This is a genomic window from Nostoc sp. WHI, from assembly GCF_015714725.1.
Lineage (GTDB): Bacteria > Cyanobacteriota > Cyanobacteriia > Cyanobacteriales > Nostocaceae > Nostoc.
Window position 1 is genome coordinate 1 of record NZ_WBKM01000182.1, and the last position, 17,197, is coordinate 17,197.

Annotated in this window: 17 protein-coding genes and 4 pseudogenes; 9 read left to right on the forward strand and 12 right to left on the reverse strand. The window is 40.9% G+C overall.

All coding sequences use genetic code 11. The features are described from left to right. Both F8S12_RS18720 and F8S12_RS18725 read left to right on the forward strand, forming a co-directional pair. Positions 1–326, forward strand: a pseudogene (locus tag F8S12_RS18720) (IS4 family transposase); the annotation flags it as partial. 6 nt (positions 327–332) lie between these two features. Continuing rightward, entirely contained in the window at positions 333–1,964 is a 1,632-nt protein-coding gene (locus tag F8S12_RS18725; RefSeq protein WP_196517638.1) for a thioesterase domain-containing protein, read from the forward strand. Between the two features lie 168 nt (positions 1,965–2,132). Here the strand turns inward: F8S12_RS18725 and F8S12_RS18730 are convergent, their stop codons facing one another. From F8S12_RS18730 to F8S12_RS18740, 3 genes are all read right to left on the reverse strand, one after another. Then, positions 2,133–3,440 (reverse strand): mannosyltransferase family protein, encoded by a 1,308-nt coding sequence (locus F8S12_RS18730; RefSeq protein WP_196517639.1) that lies wholly within the window; start codon positions 3,438–3,440, stop codon positions 2,133–2,135. A 72-nt stretch (positions 3,441–3,512) separates the two neighbouring features. Continuing rightward, positions 3,513–4,379 carry a 16S rRNA (cytidine(1402)-2'-O)-methyltransferase gene (rsmI, locus tag F8S12_RS18735; RefSeq protein WP_196517640.1) on the reverse strand — a complete coding sequence of 289 codons (867 nt, stop codon included), beginning with the start codon at positions 4,377–4,379 and terminating at the stop codon, positions 3,513–3,515. Between the two features lie 37 nt (positions 4,380–4,416). Then, on the reverse strand, positions 4,417–4,746 hold the full coding sequence (locus tag F8S12_RS18740) for a hypothetical protein (RefSeq protein WP_196517641.1): 330 nt from the start codon (positions 4,744–4,746) through the stop codon (positions 4,417–4,419). Between the two features lie 447 nt (positions 4,747–5,193). Here F8S12_RS18740 and F8S12_RS18745 point away from each other — a divergent pair, with 447 nt between their 5' ends. The 5 genes and pseudogenes from F8S12_RS18745 (at position 5,194) to F8S12_RS18765 (ending at position 8,398) form a co-directional block, all read left to right on the forward strand. Continuing rightward, positions 5,194–5,457 carry a hypothetical protein gene (locus F8S12_RS18745; RefSeq protein WP_196517642.1) on the forward strand — a complete coding sequence of 88 codons (264 nt, stop codon included), beginning with the start codon at positions 5,194–5,196 and terminating at the stop codon, positions 5,455–5,457. Positions 5,458–5,477: 20 nt separating this feature from the next. Then, positions 5,478–5,969: a DUF2335 domain-containing protein gene (locus F8S12_RS18750; protein ID WP_196517643.1), complete on the forward strand. Its 492-nt coding sequence runs from the start codon at positions 5,478–5,480 to the stop codon at positions 5,967–5,969. A 94-nt stretch (positions 5,970–6,063) separates the two neighbouring features. Further along, positions 6,064–6,684 (forward strand): annotated as a pseudogene (locus F8S12_RS18755) (PfkB family carbohydrate kinase); the annotation flags it as partial. Positions 6,685–6,761: 77 nt separating this feature from the next. Further along, complete coding sequence (locus tag F8S12_RS18760; protein ID WP_196517644.1) at positions 6,762–7,622, forward strand: 3'(2'),5'-bisphosphate nucleotidase CysQ family protein; 861 nt, start codon at positions 6,762–6,764, stop codon at positions 7,620–7,622. A 56-nt stretch (positions 7,623–7,678) separates the two neighbouring features. Beyond that, positions 7,679–8,398 carry a hypothetical protein gene (locus tag F8S12_RS18765; RefSeq protein ID WP_196517645.1) on the forward strand — a complete coding sequence of 240 codons (720 nt, stop codon included), beginning with the start codon at positions 7,679–7,681 and terminating at the stop codon, positions 8,396–8,398. A gap of 23 nt (positions 8,399–8,421) precedes the next feature. On the opposite strand, the pseudogene F8S12_RS18770 reads toward F8S12_RS18765, so the two are convergent. The 5 genes and pseudogenes from F8S12_RS18770 to F8S12_RS18785 form a co-directional block, all read right to left on the reverse strand. Continuing rightward, a pseudogene (locus tag F8S12_RS18770) lies at positions 8,422–9,057 on the reverse strand (putative bifunctional diguanylate cyclase/phosphodiesterase); the annotation flags it as partial. Next, complete coding sequence (locus F8S12_RS42395) at positions 9,008–9,346, reverse strand: hypothetical protein (protein WP_442946811.1); 339 nt, start codon at positions 9,344–9,346, stop codon at positions 9,008–9,010. The gene F8S12_RS42395 and the pseudogene F8S12_RS18770, both read right to left, overlap by 50 nt. 515 nt (positions 9,347–9,861) lie before the next feature. Continuing rightward, a complete protein-coding gene (locus F8S12_RS18775; protein WP_196517646.1) occupies positions 9,862–10,749 on the reverse strand; it encodes a hypothetical protein in 888 nt (295 codons plus the stop codon). A 48-nt stretch (positions 10,750–10,797) separates the two neighbouring features. Then, positions 10,798–11,307: a hypothetical protein gene (locus F8S12_RS18780; protein ID WP_196517647.1), complete on the reverse strand. Its 510-nt coding sequence runs from the start codon at positions 11,305–11,307 to the stop codon at positions 10,798–10,800. Positions 11,308–11,470: 163 nt separating this feature from the next. Continuing rightward, positions 11,471–12,115: a class I SAM-dependent methyltransferase gene (locus F8S12_RS18785; RefSeq protein ID WP_196517648.1), complete on the reverse strand. Its 645-nt coding sequence runs from the start codon at positions 12,113–12,115 to the stop codon at positions 11,471–11,473. A 135-nt stretch (positions 12,116–12,250) separates the two neighbouring features. On the opposite strand from F8S12_RS18785, the gene F8S12_RS18790 reads away from it, so the two are divergent. Then, entirely contained in the window at positions 12,251–13,909 is a 1,659-nt protein-coding gene (locus F8S12_RS18790; RefSeq protein WP_196517649.1) for an ArnT family glycosyltransferase, read from the forward strand. A 374-nt stretch (positions 13,910–14,283) separates the two neighbouring features. Further along, on the forward strand, positions 14,284–14,865 hold the full coding sequence (locus F8S12_RS18795) for a Uma2 family endonuclease (protein WP_196517650.1): 582 nt from the start codon (positions 14,284–14,286) through the stop codon (positions 14,863–14,865). On the opposite strand, the gene F8S12_RS18800 is transcribed toward F8S12_RS18795, so the two are convergent. The 4 genes and pseudogenes from F8S12_RS18800 to F8S12_RS18815 all read right to left on the reverse strand — a co-directional run. Continuing rightward, positions 14,862–15,620, reverse strand: coding sequence for a Uma2 family endonuclease (locus F8S12_RS18800; protein ID WP_196517651.1), 759 nt, complete (start codon positions 15,618–15,620; stop codon positions 14,862–14,864). The two genes, F8S12_RS18795 and F8S12_RS18800, sit on opposite strands and share 4 nt — an antisense overlap. Before the next feature lie 123 nt (positions 15,621–15,743). Next, on the reverse strand, positions 15,744–16,544 hold the full coding sequence (locus F8S12_RS18805) for a Uma2 family endonuclease (RefSeq protein WP_196517652.1): 801 nt from the start codon (positions 16,542–16,544) through the stop codon (positions 15,744–15,746). 212 nt (positions 16,545–16,756) lie between these two features. After that, positions 16,757–16,942 (reverse strand): hypothetical protein, encoded by a 186-nt coding sequence (locus F8S12_RS18810; RefSeq protein ID WP_331001408.1) that lies wholly within the window; start codon positions 16,940–16,942, stop codon positions 16,757–16,759. A gap of 6 nt (positions 16,943–16,948) precedes the next feature. Then, positions 16,949–17,197: pseudogene (locus tag F8S12_RS18815) on the reverse strand (IS4 family transposase); the annotation flags it as partial.

Here is a 17,197-nt window from a genome sequence, read left to right on the forward strand (position 1 = left end):
GTTATAACTTAGAAGATACTAAGGCATCAGGAAAACGGTTAATTTCTCTAATTTTATTAATCTCGCTTGCCTATACATCTGCAACTATATCTGGTCAAGAAATTAAACGTATGGGTGTTCAAAAATATGTCGGTCGAATTAAAGAATCGGGGCGGACAGTTCGCCGTCATAGCAGTTTTTATATTGGATTATATGGAGCTAACTGGGTCAATTTTATGGAAAATTCTTACGAACTGGTGGCGGAGTTAATGACATTAGCTCCTAATAAGCGAAAGTATTATCAACAAGGAGAAAGGGCTATGAGGCTTATTTTATCTGCATTCTAGCCCTTTTTGTCCCCCCGTAAGATTACCAATACACAGATTTACATCCTCAATGAAAATTTGCAGCCTGTGGCTGTTGGTGAATCAGGTGAACTGCACATTGGTGGTATTGGTTTAGCGCGAGGCTATCTTAACCGTCCAGAACTGACGACAGAGAAGTTCATTTTCGACCCCTTTAGCTCTCAAAGAGAGGCACGCCTTTACAAAACTGGCGACTTAGCACGTTACTTGAGTGATGGTAATATCGAGTTCCTTGGTCGAATTGACCACCAGGTGAAGATACGCGGCTTCCGGATCGAATTGGCAGAAATTGAAATTGTACTCAGGCAACACCCCTCTGTGAAAGAGACTGTTGTCATCGTGAGGGAAGAAGTTTCTGGTGAAAAACGCCTCGTGGCTTATCTGACTCTGAACCAGGAACAGACAGCTAAAGTTGAGCAGCTGCGTCGTTTCTTAGAGCAAAAACTACCTGCGTACATGATGCCTTCAGCTTTTGTCATATTGAAAGCTCTACCAATGACTCCTAACGGCAAGATAGACCGCCGTTCTCTACCCGAATCGGCTCAAACCAGACAACAAGCAGAAGAAACTTTTGCGGCTCCTAGTAATGAGACGGAACTCCAACTGGCAAAGATTTGGGAAAAAGTGCTAGGTATCGAGCCTATTGGCATCAGAGATAACTTCTTTGATTTAGGAGGCGACTCGCTGCTATCCATACGCCTATTTGCACAAGTCCAGGAAGCCTTTAAAAAAAATCTTCCCTTGGCTATTCTTTATCAAAATCCGACTATTGAGCAACTAGCCATAATTCTTCGCCAATTAGAGTTTTCGGTGTCTTTATCTTGTTTAGTACCAATTAAACCCAATGGTTCTAAACCACCTTTATTTTTCTGTCAAGGTGTTAACTTATATCAGTCTCTAATTCCTTATTTAGATTCAGAACAACCTGTTTATGCGCTAATATCACGTGATGGACAGGGAATGCCAGTTAGGTTCAATGGAATAGAGGAACTAGCATCGCGCTACATCAATGAAATAAGAACTCTCCAACCTGAAGGTCCTTATCTTTTGGGAGGTCATTCTTTTGGAGGAGTTATCGCATTTGAAATGGCTCAGCAATTGTCTTCACAAGGACAGCATATAGCTTTATTAGCTTTGTTTGATTCTCATGTACCAGGTGCAATGAAGAAAATACCGATAGCAAATAGACTATCGTACAAGTGGAATCAATTTTTAAAAATTGGGCCTGCCTACCTTCTACAAGGTGGCATGGCTCGTTTGGCACAAAAATATGGTAATATAGCTCTGAAAAATAAATTTCTCAGAATTAAAAACTTCCAACATTTAGTTGGCCGAGCGGCATACTTCAAACTTGTAGAAGAGTATGCAACAAAGTATATACCGCAAGTTTACTTAGGCCGTATAACTCTTTTGATGGCTAGTGACAGGCGTTTTCTAGATGAGCCTAAATTAGGTTGGACTAAGTTGGCGGGTGGAGAATTGGAGATACATGAAATCCCTGGCGATCACCTTAGTATTTTCAAAGAGCCTAGCATCCAGTTAATGGCTAAGAAATTAGAGCTTTCCATAGATGAAGGATTGACTTCATATTACAGAACAAAATTAGGGAATCCAGCTTGATGTTAGTCTACAACATAAAATCCAAGTTAATATTACTGATATTAACCAGATATCTAATACATATTCTCGTGAGTTTTTTCTAGAAATAAGTAATCCTAATAAAAATATAGGAAACGTAAAAATAGCAAAACGCCTATGTTCAGTGAATAAAAACGTCCTCTATCCAAATTATCCTACCCAACGGTTGTTGCCCCAACGATACCACTGTTCGACTAGCCCTAAGCCAGAAACTAGGAGACATCCATAAAGAAATTCTCGTGTCTTTGGACTATCGAGATGGTCTGCCACCATACCGAAAGCAATAAAAAAGAAGGGCGTTGCAAAGACAAATCGTGCCAGACTATAGAGATAATCGGAAGCTGCTAGAAATCCAATTGCTGCATTAGCTATACAAATGGATAAGCAAAAAAAGAACACATAATTTGTTTGGAGTTGGGCAATGGTTGGAGTTACATATCGAGGAGTAAGTTTACCCGCTTTTTCTAACTGCCAAGAACGGATGGAATAGATCAAAATCGCTATAGGAGGATAAAAAAGGGTTATTGATAGTAGAGGATGTTTGGGTACATACAGTGAAATCTCCTTGTGTTTGTTATGAAAGTAAATGAGGACAACCACTAGGGACAACAGAATAAATGGAAAGTATAGACCGTGTAAGTCATTTAACAGCGACCTGGGAAACAACAGAAACAACGGTCGTAATTGAAGAGTTCTTCCCCACTCTACCTGAGCTTGAAAGGGAGCCAAAAAGTTGCCTGTTGATAATAAACAATAGATGCCGTAGATCGAATAACCTGCCATAGCGCATATAGCAATCAGTGCAGTGGGGATAGTATATTTTTTCCACTCCCTAGTTTTGGAATGGGTTTCAGACCCTAATTTACTTCCTAAAAAGACGCAAACGATCGCACTAAATGCAGCAAAGATAAGTTGCACTAAACTCGGTCGAGATACAGACATCAGAATCACGGACACCGCTAAGATAATATTCCAAAATACAGAAGTTGAAAATAAAAGAGCTACCACACTAATGATTGCCCAGAGCGAAAACAAGCTCTCAGTGTAGCCAATACTATGGAAAATAGAATTAGGATTAATAACATAAAGTATCAGAGTGATAAAACTCAAACTTTCTGACTTAATGACTTTTCGTAAGACAAATAATACGATAGGTAGTGACAAGACAAAGAGGATATTAGAGAAGATAAAAGCATACCGAAGCCCAACGACTGAACTCTGTGGAGCAAACAAACGAATTACTTGTGACCAGAGTGGGTAGAAGGCTTGACAATGAGGATGCAAACCTAGATTGACATAATGAATCGCATCCCAGTACTGAAACTCTCTTCCCTCTTGTACTGCTAATTTTGCAATTCCATCCGGTGAAATGAGGATACCTATACTACTGCAAATAGCGTAAAAGACAAGAGCAAGAATAACTTGTTTCCAAAAGGAAAAACGAACTAAGCTTTTCATGTAATATCTGGCAATTAAAGCGCGATCGCTTTATTTATAATGGGACTATTTTGCATATATTATATTATGCTTTTAAATATTACAATCAGAGTCTAGAACTAAAGAAAGAGCTAGTTGATAGAGTTGACGACGGGGAAGGGAAGTAACTTTTGCTAATTGACGACTAGCTTGCGATCGCGATATTCCCTGACTAATTAATTGTTTCAATTCTGCTTTCAATTCCTCTTGTGTCAGTTGGGGCTGACTAAGTTGAATTCCCGCCACTACTAATGTATATTCACCTTGGGGTTCACGTTGGCTGTAATGAGCGATCGCCTCGGCAATTGTTCCCCGCCAAAATTCCTCATACAATTTTGTTAACTCCCGTCCTAGCACAATTTGGCGATCGCTTCCCCAAACTTCTGCTAAGTCTTGCAAAGTTTCTCTTAAACGGTGGGGCGATTCATAAAATATTAATGTGCGAGATTCTGTTTGCAGAGATTCTAAATGTTTTTGTCTCTGTTGACTTTTCGCCGGGAGAAAGCCTTCAAAAACAAACCGCTCTGTTGGTAGTCCAGCTGCACTCAAGGCGGTAATTGCTGCACTAGCACCAGGAATAGGAACTACTGGAATTCCCGCATCAATACAGGCTTTCACTAGTTCATATCCAGGATCAGAAATTCCTGGCATTCCAGCATCACTCACAAGAGCGATCGCTTTACCATTACCTAAATGCTCTAATAATTCTGGGATACGACTGGTACGATTGTGTTCGTGGTAACTCACCTGGGGTGTCTTAACTTGAAAATGTTGTAGGAGTTTCCCTGTGTGACGGGTGTCTTCCGCAGCAATGATATCCACCGTTTGTAAAATTCGCACCGCCCGAAAGGTCATATCTTCCAGATTGCCAATTGGTGTGCCGACGACGTAAAGTGTTCCTGGTTTTGGATCGGTTTGCATGAGGGAGAGTTAGGAGTGGGGAGTGGGGAGTTAGGAGTTAGGAGTTAGGAGTTTGGAGTAGCGCTGTCAAGGTGAGTTTTATGTTCATTACTAACTCTGAACTCGGAAGTTGTACCTCTGAACTCGGAAGTTGCACCTCTGAACTCGGAAGTTGAGCCTCTGAACTCGGAAGTTGTACCTCTGAACTCGGAAGTTGCACCTCTGAACTCGGAAGTTGAGCCTCTGAACTCGGAAGTTGTACCTCTGAACTCGGAAGTTGAGCCTCTGAACTCGGAAGTTGTACCTCTGAACTCGGAAGTTGTACCTCTGAACTCGGAAGTTGTACCTCTGAACTCGGAAGTTGAGCCTCTGAACTCGGAAGTTGCACCTTTAAACTCGGAATTTTCAAAATTCTAAAAGAACAAGTGAAGATTTTGGTTGAACGAATATAAAATTCAAGCTACATATCATCTTGACAGGGCTAGGGTTAGGAGTTAAATAATTTATGCACCTATAGCAGTCCTAAATAATTTATAAAATTCTCTGTTTCTTTTCTTCTCTTGCGAGACGCTGCGCGTTGGCGCTCTTCTCTAACGAGACGCTAAAAGCGATAGCGAGTATTTTCGAGTCGCGTCTGGCGGTTCGATAGTTTTCACAACTCAAATATAATAAATGAATAATCCAAAATCCAAAATCGTTCGACTGAGCGTAGCCGAAGTCCAAAATCCAAAAAAGATTTGGTTAAGCTGGCATTGGTTTTACAGTCTGTGCTTTTGATTGATGTATATTGGGTTTGGAGGGATATACCCTCGGAGGGTAATTATCATGGGTTGTTATGGATATATTGTCAAGCTATTTATACGCACGACCATCCTTAATCGAGGGTGTTGCCAGAATAATTGATGTTGGTAACACTTTAGAGCAGTACAACACGTCATTAACTAGCGAGCAGGCAGACTATTTAGCACTGCTGTCTGACTGGCTAGTTGTAGGACACGATCTTAACAAGGCAATGGCCGAGTACAAGGAAGTAGAATATCAAATCAACGATACGCTTATTGCCCAAGCGCGTGAAGCTTTAGCAGAAGCCCAGATTTAGATAAAGGATGATGTGGTGTGATGGATAATGAAGACATTAATGAGACTCCTAGTGAAAAGCTGGACAAAAATCTGGCTAAAAAAAGTGACCTAGAAAAAATGTTCATAGGTCTGCAAACAGCAGTAATTTCAACAAAGTCTTCTGGTCCTCTTCCTCCACCTGAAATCCTTAAAGCATACGACCTAGTTAAGCCTGGTCTTGCTAGTGAAATATTCGATATGGCCAAAAAGCAATCACAGCATCGCATGGAGATGGAAAAGACTGTGATTGGTGGTGATAGTAAGCGTTCATGGGTTGGTCTGATTTTTGCTTTTATAATTTCTGTTGTTGCTATTGGAGCAGGCTGGTCTTTAATTGAACAAGGTCATGACTTGGCTGGAAGCGCAATCGCTGGCGCTCCTATTGTCTCAATAATTACTGCCTTTATTTATGGCACTAATCAGCGATCGCGAGAACGTGCAGAAAAACAAAAAGCTTTGCTGGAAGCCAGTACAGATGACGAACAAAAGTGATGTGATTCATTTTCCTCCATTTAAAATTAAGTAGCTTTTAGAAGCCTTCAGACTCCATATCTGGGGGCTAACTATTTGAACAAACATCTTGAATGCGATCGCAGACCTTGAGCCTACCACTGATTTAGCACCACCTGTCTCTTCGATCATTGTCACCCAAGCCACAGGTGAACGAGCGGTGGTTTCCATCAATGCTGTCAAAACTCAAGCCAGCAGCGCATCTATACCCCCAGATATTTTGCAAAATGTCAATATAGTATTGATTGATGGACATCAGATGGCGGTTGGTTGTTCTATAGCCCAAATGGCTAAAGCCAAGAATATCCCAGTGGTTATCGATGGTGGTAGTTGGAAACCTGGATTTGAGAAAATTCTGCCGTTTGTGGATTACGCCATCTGTTCGGCTAATTTTTATCCCCCAAACTGCCACATTGGAGAAGAAGTTTTTGCCTACCTCAGTGACTTTGATATTCTTCACATCGCCATTACCCACGGACAAAAACCAATTGAATACTTGAGTTGCACTAAAACTGGTATCGTAGATGTGCCACAGATTCAAGCGGTTGATACGTTAGGATCTGGAGATATTTTCCACGGTGCTTTCTGTCATTACATTTTAAGAGAAAGTTTTACTGATGCACTGGCATTAGCAGCTAATATTGCTGCTGATTCCTGTAAATTTTTTGGCACTAGGTGCTGGATGGATTTAAAATAATTCGTAATTCGTAATTAGTTAAACCAAGTAAACATCGCTGTGCGTCCCTATACATATTTTTAGATCAGGCTAAATTAATGAAAGACTTACAAGAAATATTAGCGATCGCTCGTGAGGTAGGTTGGGGAGCAGCAGATATACTGCGATCGTATTACCACGGGACTGCAAAAGACTCTAATCTAGAAGTACAATATAAACAAAATGAGCCTGTCACCGTTGCAGATGTAGCTGTGAGTCAATACATTTTGCAGAAGTTGCAAGCAACTTTAGGTAATGAAGATTTTACTTACATCAGTGAAGAAACTTATCAATCGGTGAGTAATATACCAGAGCCGTCCACGCCTTGGGTATGGATCATTGATCCTTTGGATGGCACACGAGACTTTATCGAAAAAACTGGGGACTATGCGGTTCATATTGCTTTAGTAAAGGAAAGACGCCCGGTGTTAGCAGTTGTGGCAGTACCAGAGGCAGAAAAACTGTATTACGCTATACAAGGCGGGGGCGCGTTTGTAGAAACCCGCGATCGTTCTATTCCTATACAAGTATCATCAGGTAAACGAGTTGAAGATTTAACCTTAGTCGTTAGTCGGTCTCACCGCAACCAACGGTTAGATTACCTACTACAACACCTACCCTGTCAAAATCAAAAAGGTGTGGGTAGTGTAGGCTGTAAAATTGCCACAATTGTCGAGCAACAGGCGGAGATCTACATTTCCCTTTCTGGCAAGTCTGCGCCAAAAGACTGGGATATAGCAGCCCCAGAACTGATTTTAACAGAAGCTGGTGGTAAATTTACCCACTTTGACGGCACTCCGTTGCAGTACAATACTGGCGATATCAATCAGTGGGGAGGTTTACTAGCTAGTAACGGTGAATATCACGAAGTGCTTTGTAAGGAAGCAGAAAGGATTTTAGCGCAGTTCGAGTCCAGCTAAAACCTGGGAGATTTGGGCATGAATATTTCTAAATTTAGCTCTAGATTTTCAAGAAAATGTTACGACTATATCATTTATTACTAGGTGCTATTTTGTTGGTGTTAATCCCGTTGGGAGTAAAATTTGTTCTCCCTCAATTTTCTCCAACCAAACCGATAAAACCCCCTACTGTCGCGAAACTTCCCAACCCTGGTAAGGGAAATATCTGGCAGAAAATCCTGGGAAACGCCACTGCTCCAACTAACTGGCAAGTTGCTGCTTGTGAAGGAAATGCACCCTTGTTGTGTGTCTCTTCCAAAGGGGAACTTTTGGGTACAGTTGAGATTAATGTTTACCCACTAGCAAACAATCAGGATTTCCAAAAGAAACTCCTAGCAGCTGGGATTCCACCAGGGAACAAGGTGGACTACCAAAGTTCCAAGTACCAAACTCAGGTATTGACAGCACTCAAGGCTTGGGTTGCAGACAACTACGCTGCTTTTGTGAAAGACCGTCAGGGTGGATATGGAAAAGAGATTACTTTCTCAGCCTACCCGGCGCAAGCAGTACCCGTTGGAAAGCTTCAGGGAATGCGCTATGGGTTCGCCGGACTCAAGCAACAAGGTGGAGTACAAGAGCAACATATCGGTCATGTTGCCTTTGATGGCACTAAACTTTACGTAATTACCACAGCCTTTGACCCAGATTCGCAAACAGGTAAGTTTGAGAAACTGGAAAACTTGGCTATTTTTCAACCTTACTTATATGCGATCGCAGCAGATTTGCGTTTACCTTAAGGAAGGTAAAAACAGACATCCATCTATGCTGCAATTATCTCCATTTGCTGAGAACTTTTCTGCAACATCGGGGCAATTATATCGGCGGGGACAGGACGACTAAAGTAGAAACCCTGAGCTTCATCACATCCACGCATTCGCAGGTAGTCAAGCTGTTCTTGGGTTTCCACGCCCTCTGCCGTGATGTTCAACCGCAGGCTCTTTGCCAAGGCAATAATCGCATCGGTAATGGCGGCGCTATCAGGATTGGACATGACATCCTGCACAAATGACCGATCAATCTTGAGCATGTCCACAGGAAAGCGCTTCAAGTAATTCAGGGAGGAATAACCAGTACCGAAGTCATCTAGAGCCAAGCATATACCCAGTTCTCGTAATTGTTTTAAGGTTTTAACTGATCGCTCAATGTCAGCCATCAAGAAGCTTTCCGTCACTTCCAGTTCCAGGTAAGATGCTTTGAGTCCAGTCTCCTCAAGAATTTGGCTAACGACCTCAACCAGATTCGATTGTTCAAACTGTCGAGCTGACAGATTCACAGATATCCGAATTGGGGTAAATCCAGCAAGCTGCCAAGCCCGGTTTTGGGCACAAGCAGTTCGCAAGACCCATTCACCAATTGGTACGATCAAACCATTGGCTTCTGCAATGGGAATAAACTTTATAGTTTTGCAAGGCAGCAGATGTCAATATAACCGGTTTGAGGAGGTGGTTTAAGGCGTAGAGAGTGGCGGCCGTACCCGCTAACGTAGCCAACAAAGCAATGCTCATAACTCGCGCTGCCATCTCAAAGGAATAGGAGTTTGAGATGATGAAACTGAAAAGTAAGGTCAGAAGTGGTACATGAGTGCCCAAAAATGCCACCAACATGATTTTAGAGGTGTAGCTTTTCTTGAACCAGCCGAAATTAGCTAGGAACGAGTACAGGTAGAGCTTGTGATTGAGCTTCATCAATTCTGTTCGATAGTTGGCAAATTAGTTCCGAGCTATCCTGACAAGAGAGTATTTTTGATTGACAATCTAGTAGAATTAGCTTTTATGGAACCCAACCCTGATCAGGTTATATATTATGCTTCCCAATGTCTGTTTCTACTTAATAGGAATGATGATAAAGTTTCTGTAAAACTTATTTCACAAGCAATTTTTACATCAAAGTAAAATAGTATTAATTGTTACATCATTGATACGGTTCGGATAAGATTTGATTCCCCAACCCCCCTTAAAAAAGCTTGCTCAGAATGGCTCTATTTCCCCCTTTTTAAGGGGGATTAAGGGGGATCTTTAAGGACTATGCACCTTAACCAAACCGTATTGGTTACACTGCTAACAGTTGCCGCCATCCCTCGGCTTAAAAGACGTTCACCCCTCAAAACTCTTGGGGTTTTGAGGGGTGAACTTTGGGGATTTTAGGCTAGCATCCTGGCAATTAGTAATTAGATAAAAGCTATTTCTAATTACTCATCAATCTAAATCTCAGCCACCGCCCGTTCAATCAAGCGACGTGCCAAAGTTTGCGTGCCTGTGTGTTCATAATAATTCGTTGCTACATCCAGGAACGCCGCTAGGTAGTCTAATTTGTCATCTGCAATTTCAACAAAACCTTGCAAGTTGTGGGCAACTTTTTGTGGCGTTAAATTATTTGTAGCGACTAGACCACTCATCCAACCTTTAACTGAGTCAAAGCTTTCGCCGATAAAGTTGAGTTTACCAGCAGAATTGTTTCCTGGAATCGCATCTTTGATGTTTTGGAAAGTCGAGTTTTTTTCTAACTCCTGTGGATTTGTTTGATTAAGCCCAGATATCGCTTTGCTGATAAAGTCTGGCCCTAGAGGTATTAAACCGTCAACACAAACTAATGCCACCATGCGGATGAGCGACTCACCACTATACTCACCTAAAGAGGCGACAAAATCACCGATACTATCCCCAGGAATGCCGTTAATTTGGCAGAAGGCTACCAATTCAGCGACTAATTTCAATGTTAGATCGATGGTTTGGGCTTTGTCAGGTTTGGGAGTGACAGAGTTTAAAAAACCCAACAGAGGAATTTTCTCGCCAACTTTGTTAGCTAAGGCGGCTGCACCAAGAGCCTTATCTGTACCATCAACGGTTTGATACAGCCACAAAGCTGTTTGGTATCCTTGGGATTTGTCGTTGAATAGATAAATTGCTCGTTCGCCAATTTGCTGAATTAAATCTTCGTCGGTTTCGCCAGTGACGGCCTTAATGGTGTTGACAAAGCCAACGGTATTTTGCCACTGGCCAGGAGCGACAAAATCGAGGGAATTTAACAAAGAAATAGTCAAGCCGCTAGTTGGTAATTGATCAACCAACTCAAAAATCGATTTGCTCACAAAAATCTCCTGATTAGAGTTTCTTATCTTTAATTTCCAAAATGCGGCTTATTTTAGTTTGGCCAGAGCATTAAGATTAAATTTCTCGATCCAATCTGCGCGATCGCTTGCGGTAAATGAAGAAATGCGGGAAAGTACTTTTACTTGGTACTTACCTACCAAAATTGCAGTTTGCGTCTTACCTTGTTCTACTGCGGGATAACCACCAATTTTTTTGGTACTCTTGGAAAACTTTGCTGCTGCATCAGGTGTGCTGGTGGTATCCGAAATAGATAGCATAGCTACATCTTTACCGTCTTTTTTCAACTTCGCTTCGGCAAAGCCTTTTTTCTCTTGAGTATAAACACGCTGGTAGCCACCACTAGCACTAGGGAAAACTTTGTTAAATTCGCTACCTTGAGTTGCTTTCTTTGTAACTGCTTGACCGCTTTTTTGTTGAGTGCTTTCTTTTTGCGCCTGGTCAAAACGTCCGGGTGCTTTCGGAGCACAGGCTGTCGTTAGTAGTAATACTGATAGCAACAAAGCAGCTAAAACTCTACGCTCACGGTGTAAAATCATTTTTGGCTTCTCCTTATACTTGACCTTTGAGGCAATTATGTACGCTGCTATCGGTTTTAACCTGGAAATTTACTTTTTGATACTTATTTCTTGTTCTCTGAGATATTTGTTTGAATTTATTAATGGTCAGTAGCTTTAAACTACTGACTACTGAGTATTTTAATTAACTTCGATAAGCTATAACAGCATAGAACGGGTCTCCTCCAGAGGCACCCAACCACTGGAAGAAAGTCGGTAACGTTGATTTATTAGCTATGACTTCTGGGGTAGTAAATCCTGGTACTGAGTTGAAGTAGCTTTTGACTAATTCCACTCGATGTGCTTCTGAAGCCTCGCGCCAAGCCTGAATCGCCTTTTCAAAAAACATCCGGTTAGAAAAGCTGAAAATTGCTACACCACCAGGTTTGAGGATGCGATGAATTTCAGAAAATACTGCCTCTGGATATTGCACATACTGCACAGATACGCAGTTGAGAACAGCATCAAAATCTTCATCTGGTAAGGGTAGCTGGGGATTTTCGTTGAGATTTTGCACAAAGTAATGATTTAAGCTGGGATTACGTGCAAGCTCCTGGGCGTTGAGTCCGTGTCCTTCCACATGGGAAAAGTGCATCTCTCCTGGCAGATGAGACACCCAGCTGCTCATCATATCAAGGATGCGCGTGTTGGGTTTGAGGCGATCGCAATATAAATTCGTTAACTGTTGAATAAATCCTTCATCGACATGGGTGACGAAGCGGGGATAAGCATAAAATAGCTTATCGTCTGTGTCGTCTAATTTCAGGCGTTGATTCGGTTTTAACTGCATAAATCTCTTTTTTGAAGAACTTTTCCGAAAATGCTGCAATTTCAGGTATTTTTCAATAATCACTATGTAACATATTTTAATAACATCAAGACACATAAACGAGTCTAAATAGCAGCATTCAATTTGATCAACTCAATGTTATATAAACTACACTTTTTGCAGCATATTTGGCGACAAATCCGCCTAGTAGGATCATTACCCTATTTTAGTTTGTTAGTTTGGATACTACCCTTACTATTATTTACTTCTGGTCACAATAGCTTGATGGCACATGATGAAGCGCTTTATGCTTCGCGAGCCCGCCTGATGTTTGATTCTGGTAACTGGATAGCTCCTTGGGAAAGGGCACATCATAAAACCCCTGGCCCATATTGGTTAATTGCTAGTTTCTACAAACTTTTTGGGATCAATGATATTAGTGCGCGTCTTCCTAGCATGATTGCTGGCATTTTAAGCCTATGGCTTGTGTATGAAATCGGCAAAATTCTGTTAGACAAAAAATTAGCTTTGCTAGCTGCTGCAATTTTAAGTGTAGAATTTCTCTGGCTGCAATACTGTCGATTAAGTACCCCTGATGTGCCTGTAGTTTTCTTAGTACTTTTAGCTATTTTGTCTTTAATAAAAACTGAATTACATCCTAAATATCACTATTTTTGGAGTTTTATTGCTGGCTTAAGTTTAGGTTTAGGTTTCTTAGTCAGAAGCTTTATGATTTTTTTGCCAATTATAGCTTTATTGCCTTACTTAATTTGGGAGCATCGCCGTCATCATCATCTTACTAACCCAATTTTGTATTCCGGCTTTTTCGTAGGTTTAATACCTACCTTTCTTTGGCTATGGTTTAGCTGGCTGCACTACGGAAATCAGAGTTTTGAGGAGTTGTTTAAGTTTGTTGTGCTTCTAGGTTCTGATGATCATTATAATAGTGGTCCGCTATTTTATGTATGGAATATCCCTTTAAAAGCATTTCCTTGGGCTTTTTTTGGGATTTTAGGTTTAGTTTTGATTCTCCGTCATCCCATTGTTCGCTATCAGTTAATATTAGTTGGTTTTCCACTTATCTTATTTTGTGAACTTAGTCTTTTTACCACTCGTTTATCTCACTATAGTCTTTGCCTTTATCCGTTCATAGCTTTATTTGCGTCTGTGGGTTTAAACTGGCTAGGAAATATTTATCAAATAGGAATTCCCCAACAATTACCTATTCAAAAAGATAAAATAAATGTATTAAACCTTTTCGCAAGGAAGAATCTTTGCCGAAACCTCAGTTATGGCTTTGGTGGGTTAGGTGTTTTACTTGTAATAGCTAGTATTATTGTTTTTGGTTGGGGTGGTTCTGACATCCGGAAGTATGCAATTATTGGCTTGGCTATGGGGTTGGGTTGGTTAATTTTGCCTGTGGTATGGATTGGTCGTTACCACTTTGGGAAAAAGTTTCTCACTGCTCGTTACTGGATTGCAGGTTGGTTAATTCCCTGTTGGCTAGCGTTGGCGGCGATGGGTAGCATCGGGCTATTAAGTGACTATAACCCTGTTTTGAGAGTTTTTTTACAACAAAGTGCGATCGCCTCAATTCTCCAAACTCATCCTATCTACTTTGTGCAAACAGACGGTAAAATCCAAGTACTGCTTAATTTTTATATTTCTATTGACGACCAACCACTAGCTTCAATTTCCCAAGTACCAGCTTTTGGCTATGCTTGGATATATACAGAACAATCACCTAAATTATCCCGACCTCACCGCATTCTCGGTACAGTCAAAGAGTATCAGTTGATTCAAATCCTTCCCTAGTAGTTAAGCAACCTAAAATTGCTAGGTGAAGGCTGATACGCGGAGTTTTCAACTCTGCAAAGTTTGGGTGGTGGATTATTAAGAGAAATGGAAAGCATCTTTGCCAAAATAGATTAATCTAGTTAGAAGATTACACACGCTCAGTATTTTACTAAATGGTTTTTATATCTAATGACTTTGAGCGATCGCTAACTTCTCCTAAGATCATCCTACAATCACCCGACTAGTTGTAAATAAAAGCTCATAATTATACTTTACGTATTTTAAATAAATAATTTTCATTAAATCATCTACCAAGCGAGTTAATAATCTTGGGCGTTAGGATGATTTATTGCATAGGTTAAAATGTTTTATAAAACTACTAAGACACTAAGATGATTATTAGCAAAAGTGAGTATTATATTTCTCCAGAAGAATATCTAGAAGGCGAGAAAGTAAGTCAAATCAAACACGAGTATATTGATGGACAAGTCTACGCAATGGCAGGAGCAAGTGATGCTCATGTCACAGTTAGCATGAATGTATCTATGCTGCTGCGAAACCATCTCCGGGGTAGTGGTTGTCGTGTCTATATGTTAGACATGAAAGCACAAATTGATGTCATAAATCGCTATTTTTATCCTGATGTGATGGTGACTTGTGATGCACGAGATAGAGAATTTGAATATTTTAAGTGCTATCCTTCCTTAATTATCGAAGTGCTTTCTGAGTCCACAGAAAGCTTTGACAGAGGAAAGAAATTTGCCAGCTACCGACACTTAGAATCACTACAAGAATATGTGCTAATTTCACCACAGCAAATGAGTGTAGAATGTTTCCGCCGCAATGAGGAAGGACACTGGGTACTTTACCCTTATGAAAAAGGAGAAGAAGTGCATTTAGCTAGCGTTGATTTTCGTTGTGCGATCGCAGAAATATATGAAGATGTATTATTAGTAGATGATAATATTTCCTAATCCAACATTTCTAGGTCAATTCCCAAAGCGTTGAGTTGTTCAACAGAAAGCGATCGCAATTTCTCTACAATTCTCTCCCGCTTCTGTCGCTCAATCACAGCCCGCTCCTCACCTGTTAGCAGTAAATTTCCTTGTGCATCCCACCAGCGTAACCAAGGTAACTCTGCATTCTGATAAAATCCCTGCCAGATTCCTAACTCTACCCCCATCGGAGCAATTGAATAATGTCCCCGTTCATTGGGTTTCATGAGTTGATAAGTATTATCCATTAGGTGATAAACTTCCACCTGCGCTTTTGCTACTTCATAAATCCCATAATAAGGGACTCGAATCGCCTGCTCATAAACCCAAAATTTACCAATATTTCCACCTTCCCCTTGAGATGGCGGTGTGTTATCTCTTTCTTCTGAACCATCTCCAGAGACAAATTCAATCACAATCAAGGGTGCGACATATTCCTTCCACAGCACATAAGAACGCCGCGTTTTACCATCGAGAGTAGGCGGGACATTGGCTACATAAAACCAATCGGGTGCTTCAGCTCCCTTCTCAGGAGGATCTGTCAATCGCCAGTAGATACCTAAATCTTGTCCGATACAATATTGACTATCAGGATGAAGTCCCTCTAAGACAGGTGTAATTGAGTCAGTAAGTAAGATACTTTGGGGATGCTCTTGCCAGTTTTTCACAAATGTACCATCTGAGTCTGGTAACTGGGTGTGATCGGGTAAAGTTAATGCCGATACGGAAGTCATAGGCTTTAACCAGGAGTGTATCTGACTTTTATTGTAGTGGTGCTTCTATCCCAGAATGCTGAATAAACCTTTAACAGCGTTTTTCAATATAGCTTATTATCGCAGAATATGGAATAATGCATCCTAATCCAACATTTGTAGGTCAATTCCCAAAGCGTTGAGTTGTTCAACAGAGAGCGATCGCAACTTCTCTGTAATCAAGAGGCGCTTCTGTCGCTCAGTTTCAGCCCTTTGTCGCTCAGTTTCAGCCCTTTGTCGCTCGATTTCAATGCGTTCATAACCTGTTAGCAGTAAATTTCCTTGTGCATCCCACCAGCGTAACCAAGGTAACTCTGCATTCTGATAAAATCCTTGCCAGATTCCCAACTCTACCCCCATCGGAGCAATTGAATAATGTCCTCGTTCATTGGGTTTCATTAGTTGATAAGTATTATCCATTAGGTGATAAACTTCCACCTGCGCTTTTGCTACTTCATAAATCCCATAATAAGGGACTCGAATCGCCTGCTCATAAACCCAAAATTTACCAATATTTCCACCTTCCCCTTGAGATGGCGGTGTGTTATCTCGTTCTTCTGAACCATCTCCAGAGACAAATTCAATTACAATCAAGGGTGCGACATATTCCTTCCACAGCACATAAGAACGCCGCGTTTTACCATCAAGAGTAGGCGGTACATTGGCTACATAAAACCAATCGGGTGCTTCAGCTCCCTTCTCTGGAGGATCTGTCAATCGCCAGTAGATGCCTAAATCTTGTCCGATACAATATTGACTATCAGGATAAAGTCCCTCTAAGACAGGTGTAATCGAGTCAGTGAGTAAGATACTTTGGGGATGCTCTTGCCAGTTTTTCACGAATGTACCATCTGAGTCTGGTAACTGGGTGTGATCGGGTAAAGTTAATGCCGATACGGAAGTCATAGGCACAACCAAGATTATATTTGTATTTCATTTATTATCCTAATAGATATAACAAGCTTTGTTACTCTATAGGACTTGAGCTTTAGAAATTTTGCACTTATTTCGTGTAAGTATGTATCGACAGCTTGGATTAATTTCACCAATTGAAAATTAATAAATGGATCGTTAAGCGAATGTTTTATTTCCACAGAGGCTAAACGCAGACTAGACTCTTACAAATAGGTTATCAAGCGTGCATCAAGGTCAACAACTAACGTTCCTCCCCGATTTTTCTCTACCTGTCGCCAGACATCATAGCCCATCAGAATTGCCTTCTCCCAATCACCCAGCGAACATTGAGAAACTTCTAAATGGGATGTCATATTTTTGATAGTCTTCAATAGCTTACGGGGGGACAAAAAGGGCTAGAATGCAGATAAAATAAGCCTCATAGCCCTTTCTCCTTGTTGATAATACTTTCGCTTATTAGGAGCTAATGTCATTAACTCCGCCACCAGTTCGTAAGAATTTTCCATAAAATTGACCCAGTTAGCTCCATATAATCCAATATAAAAACTGCTATGACGGCGAACTGTCCGCCCCGATTCTTTAATTCGACCGACATATTTTTGAACACCCATACGTTTAATTTCTTGACCAGATATAGTTGCAGA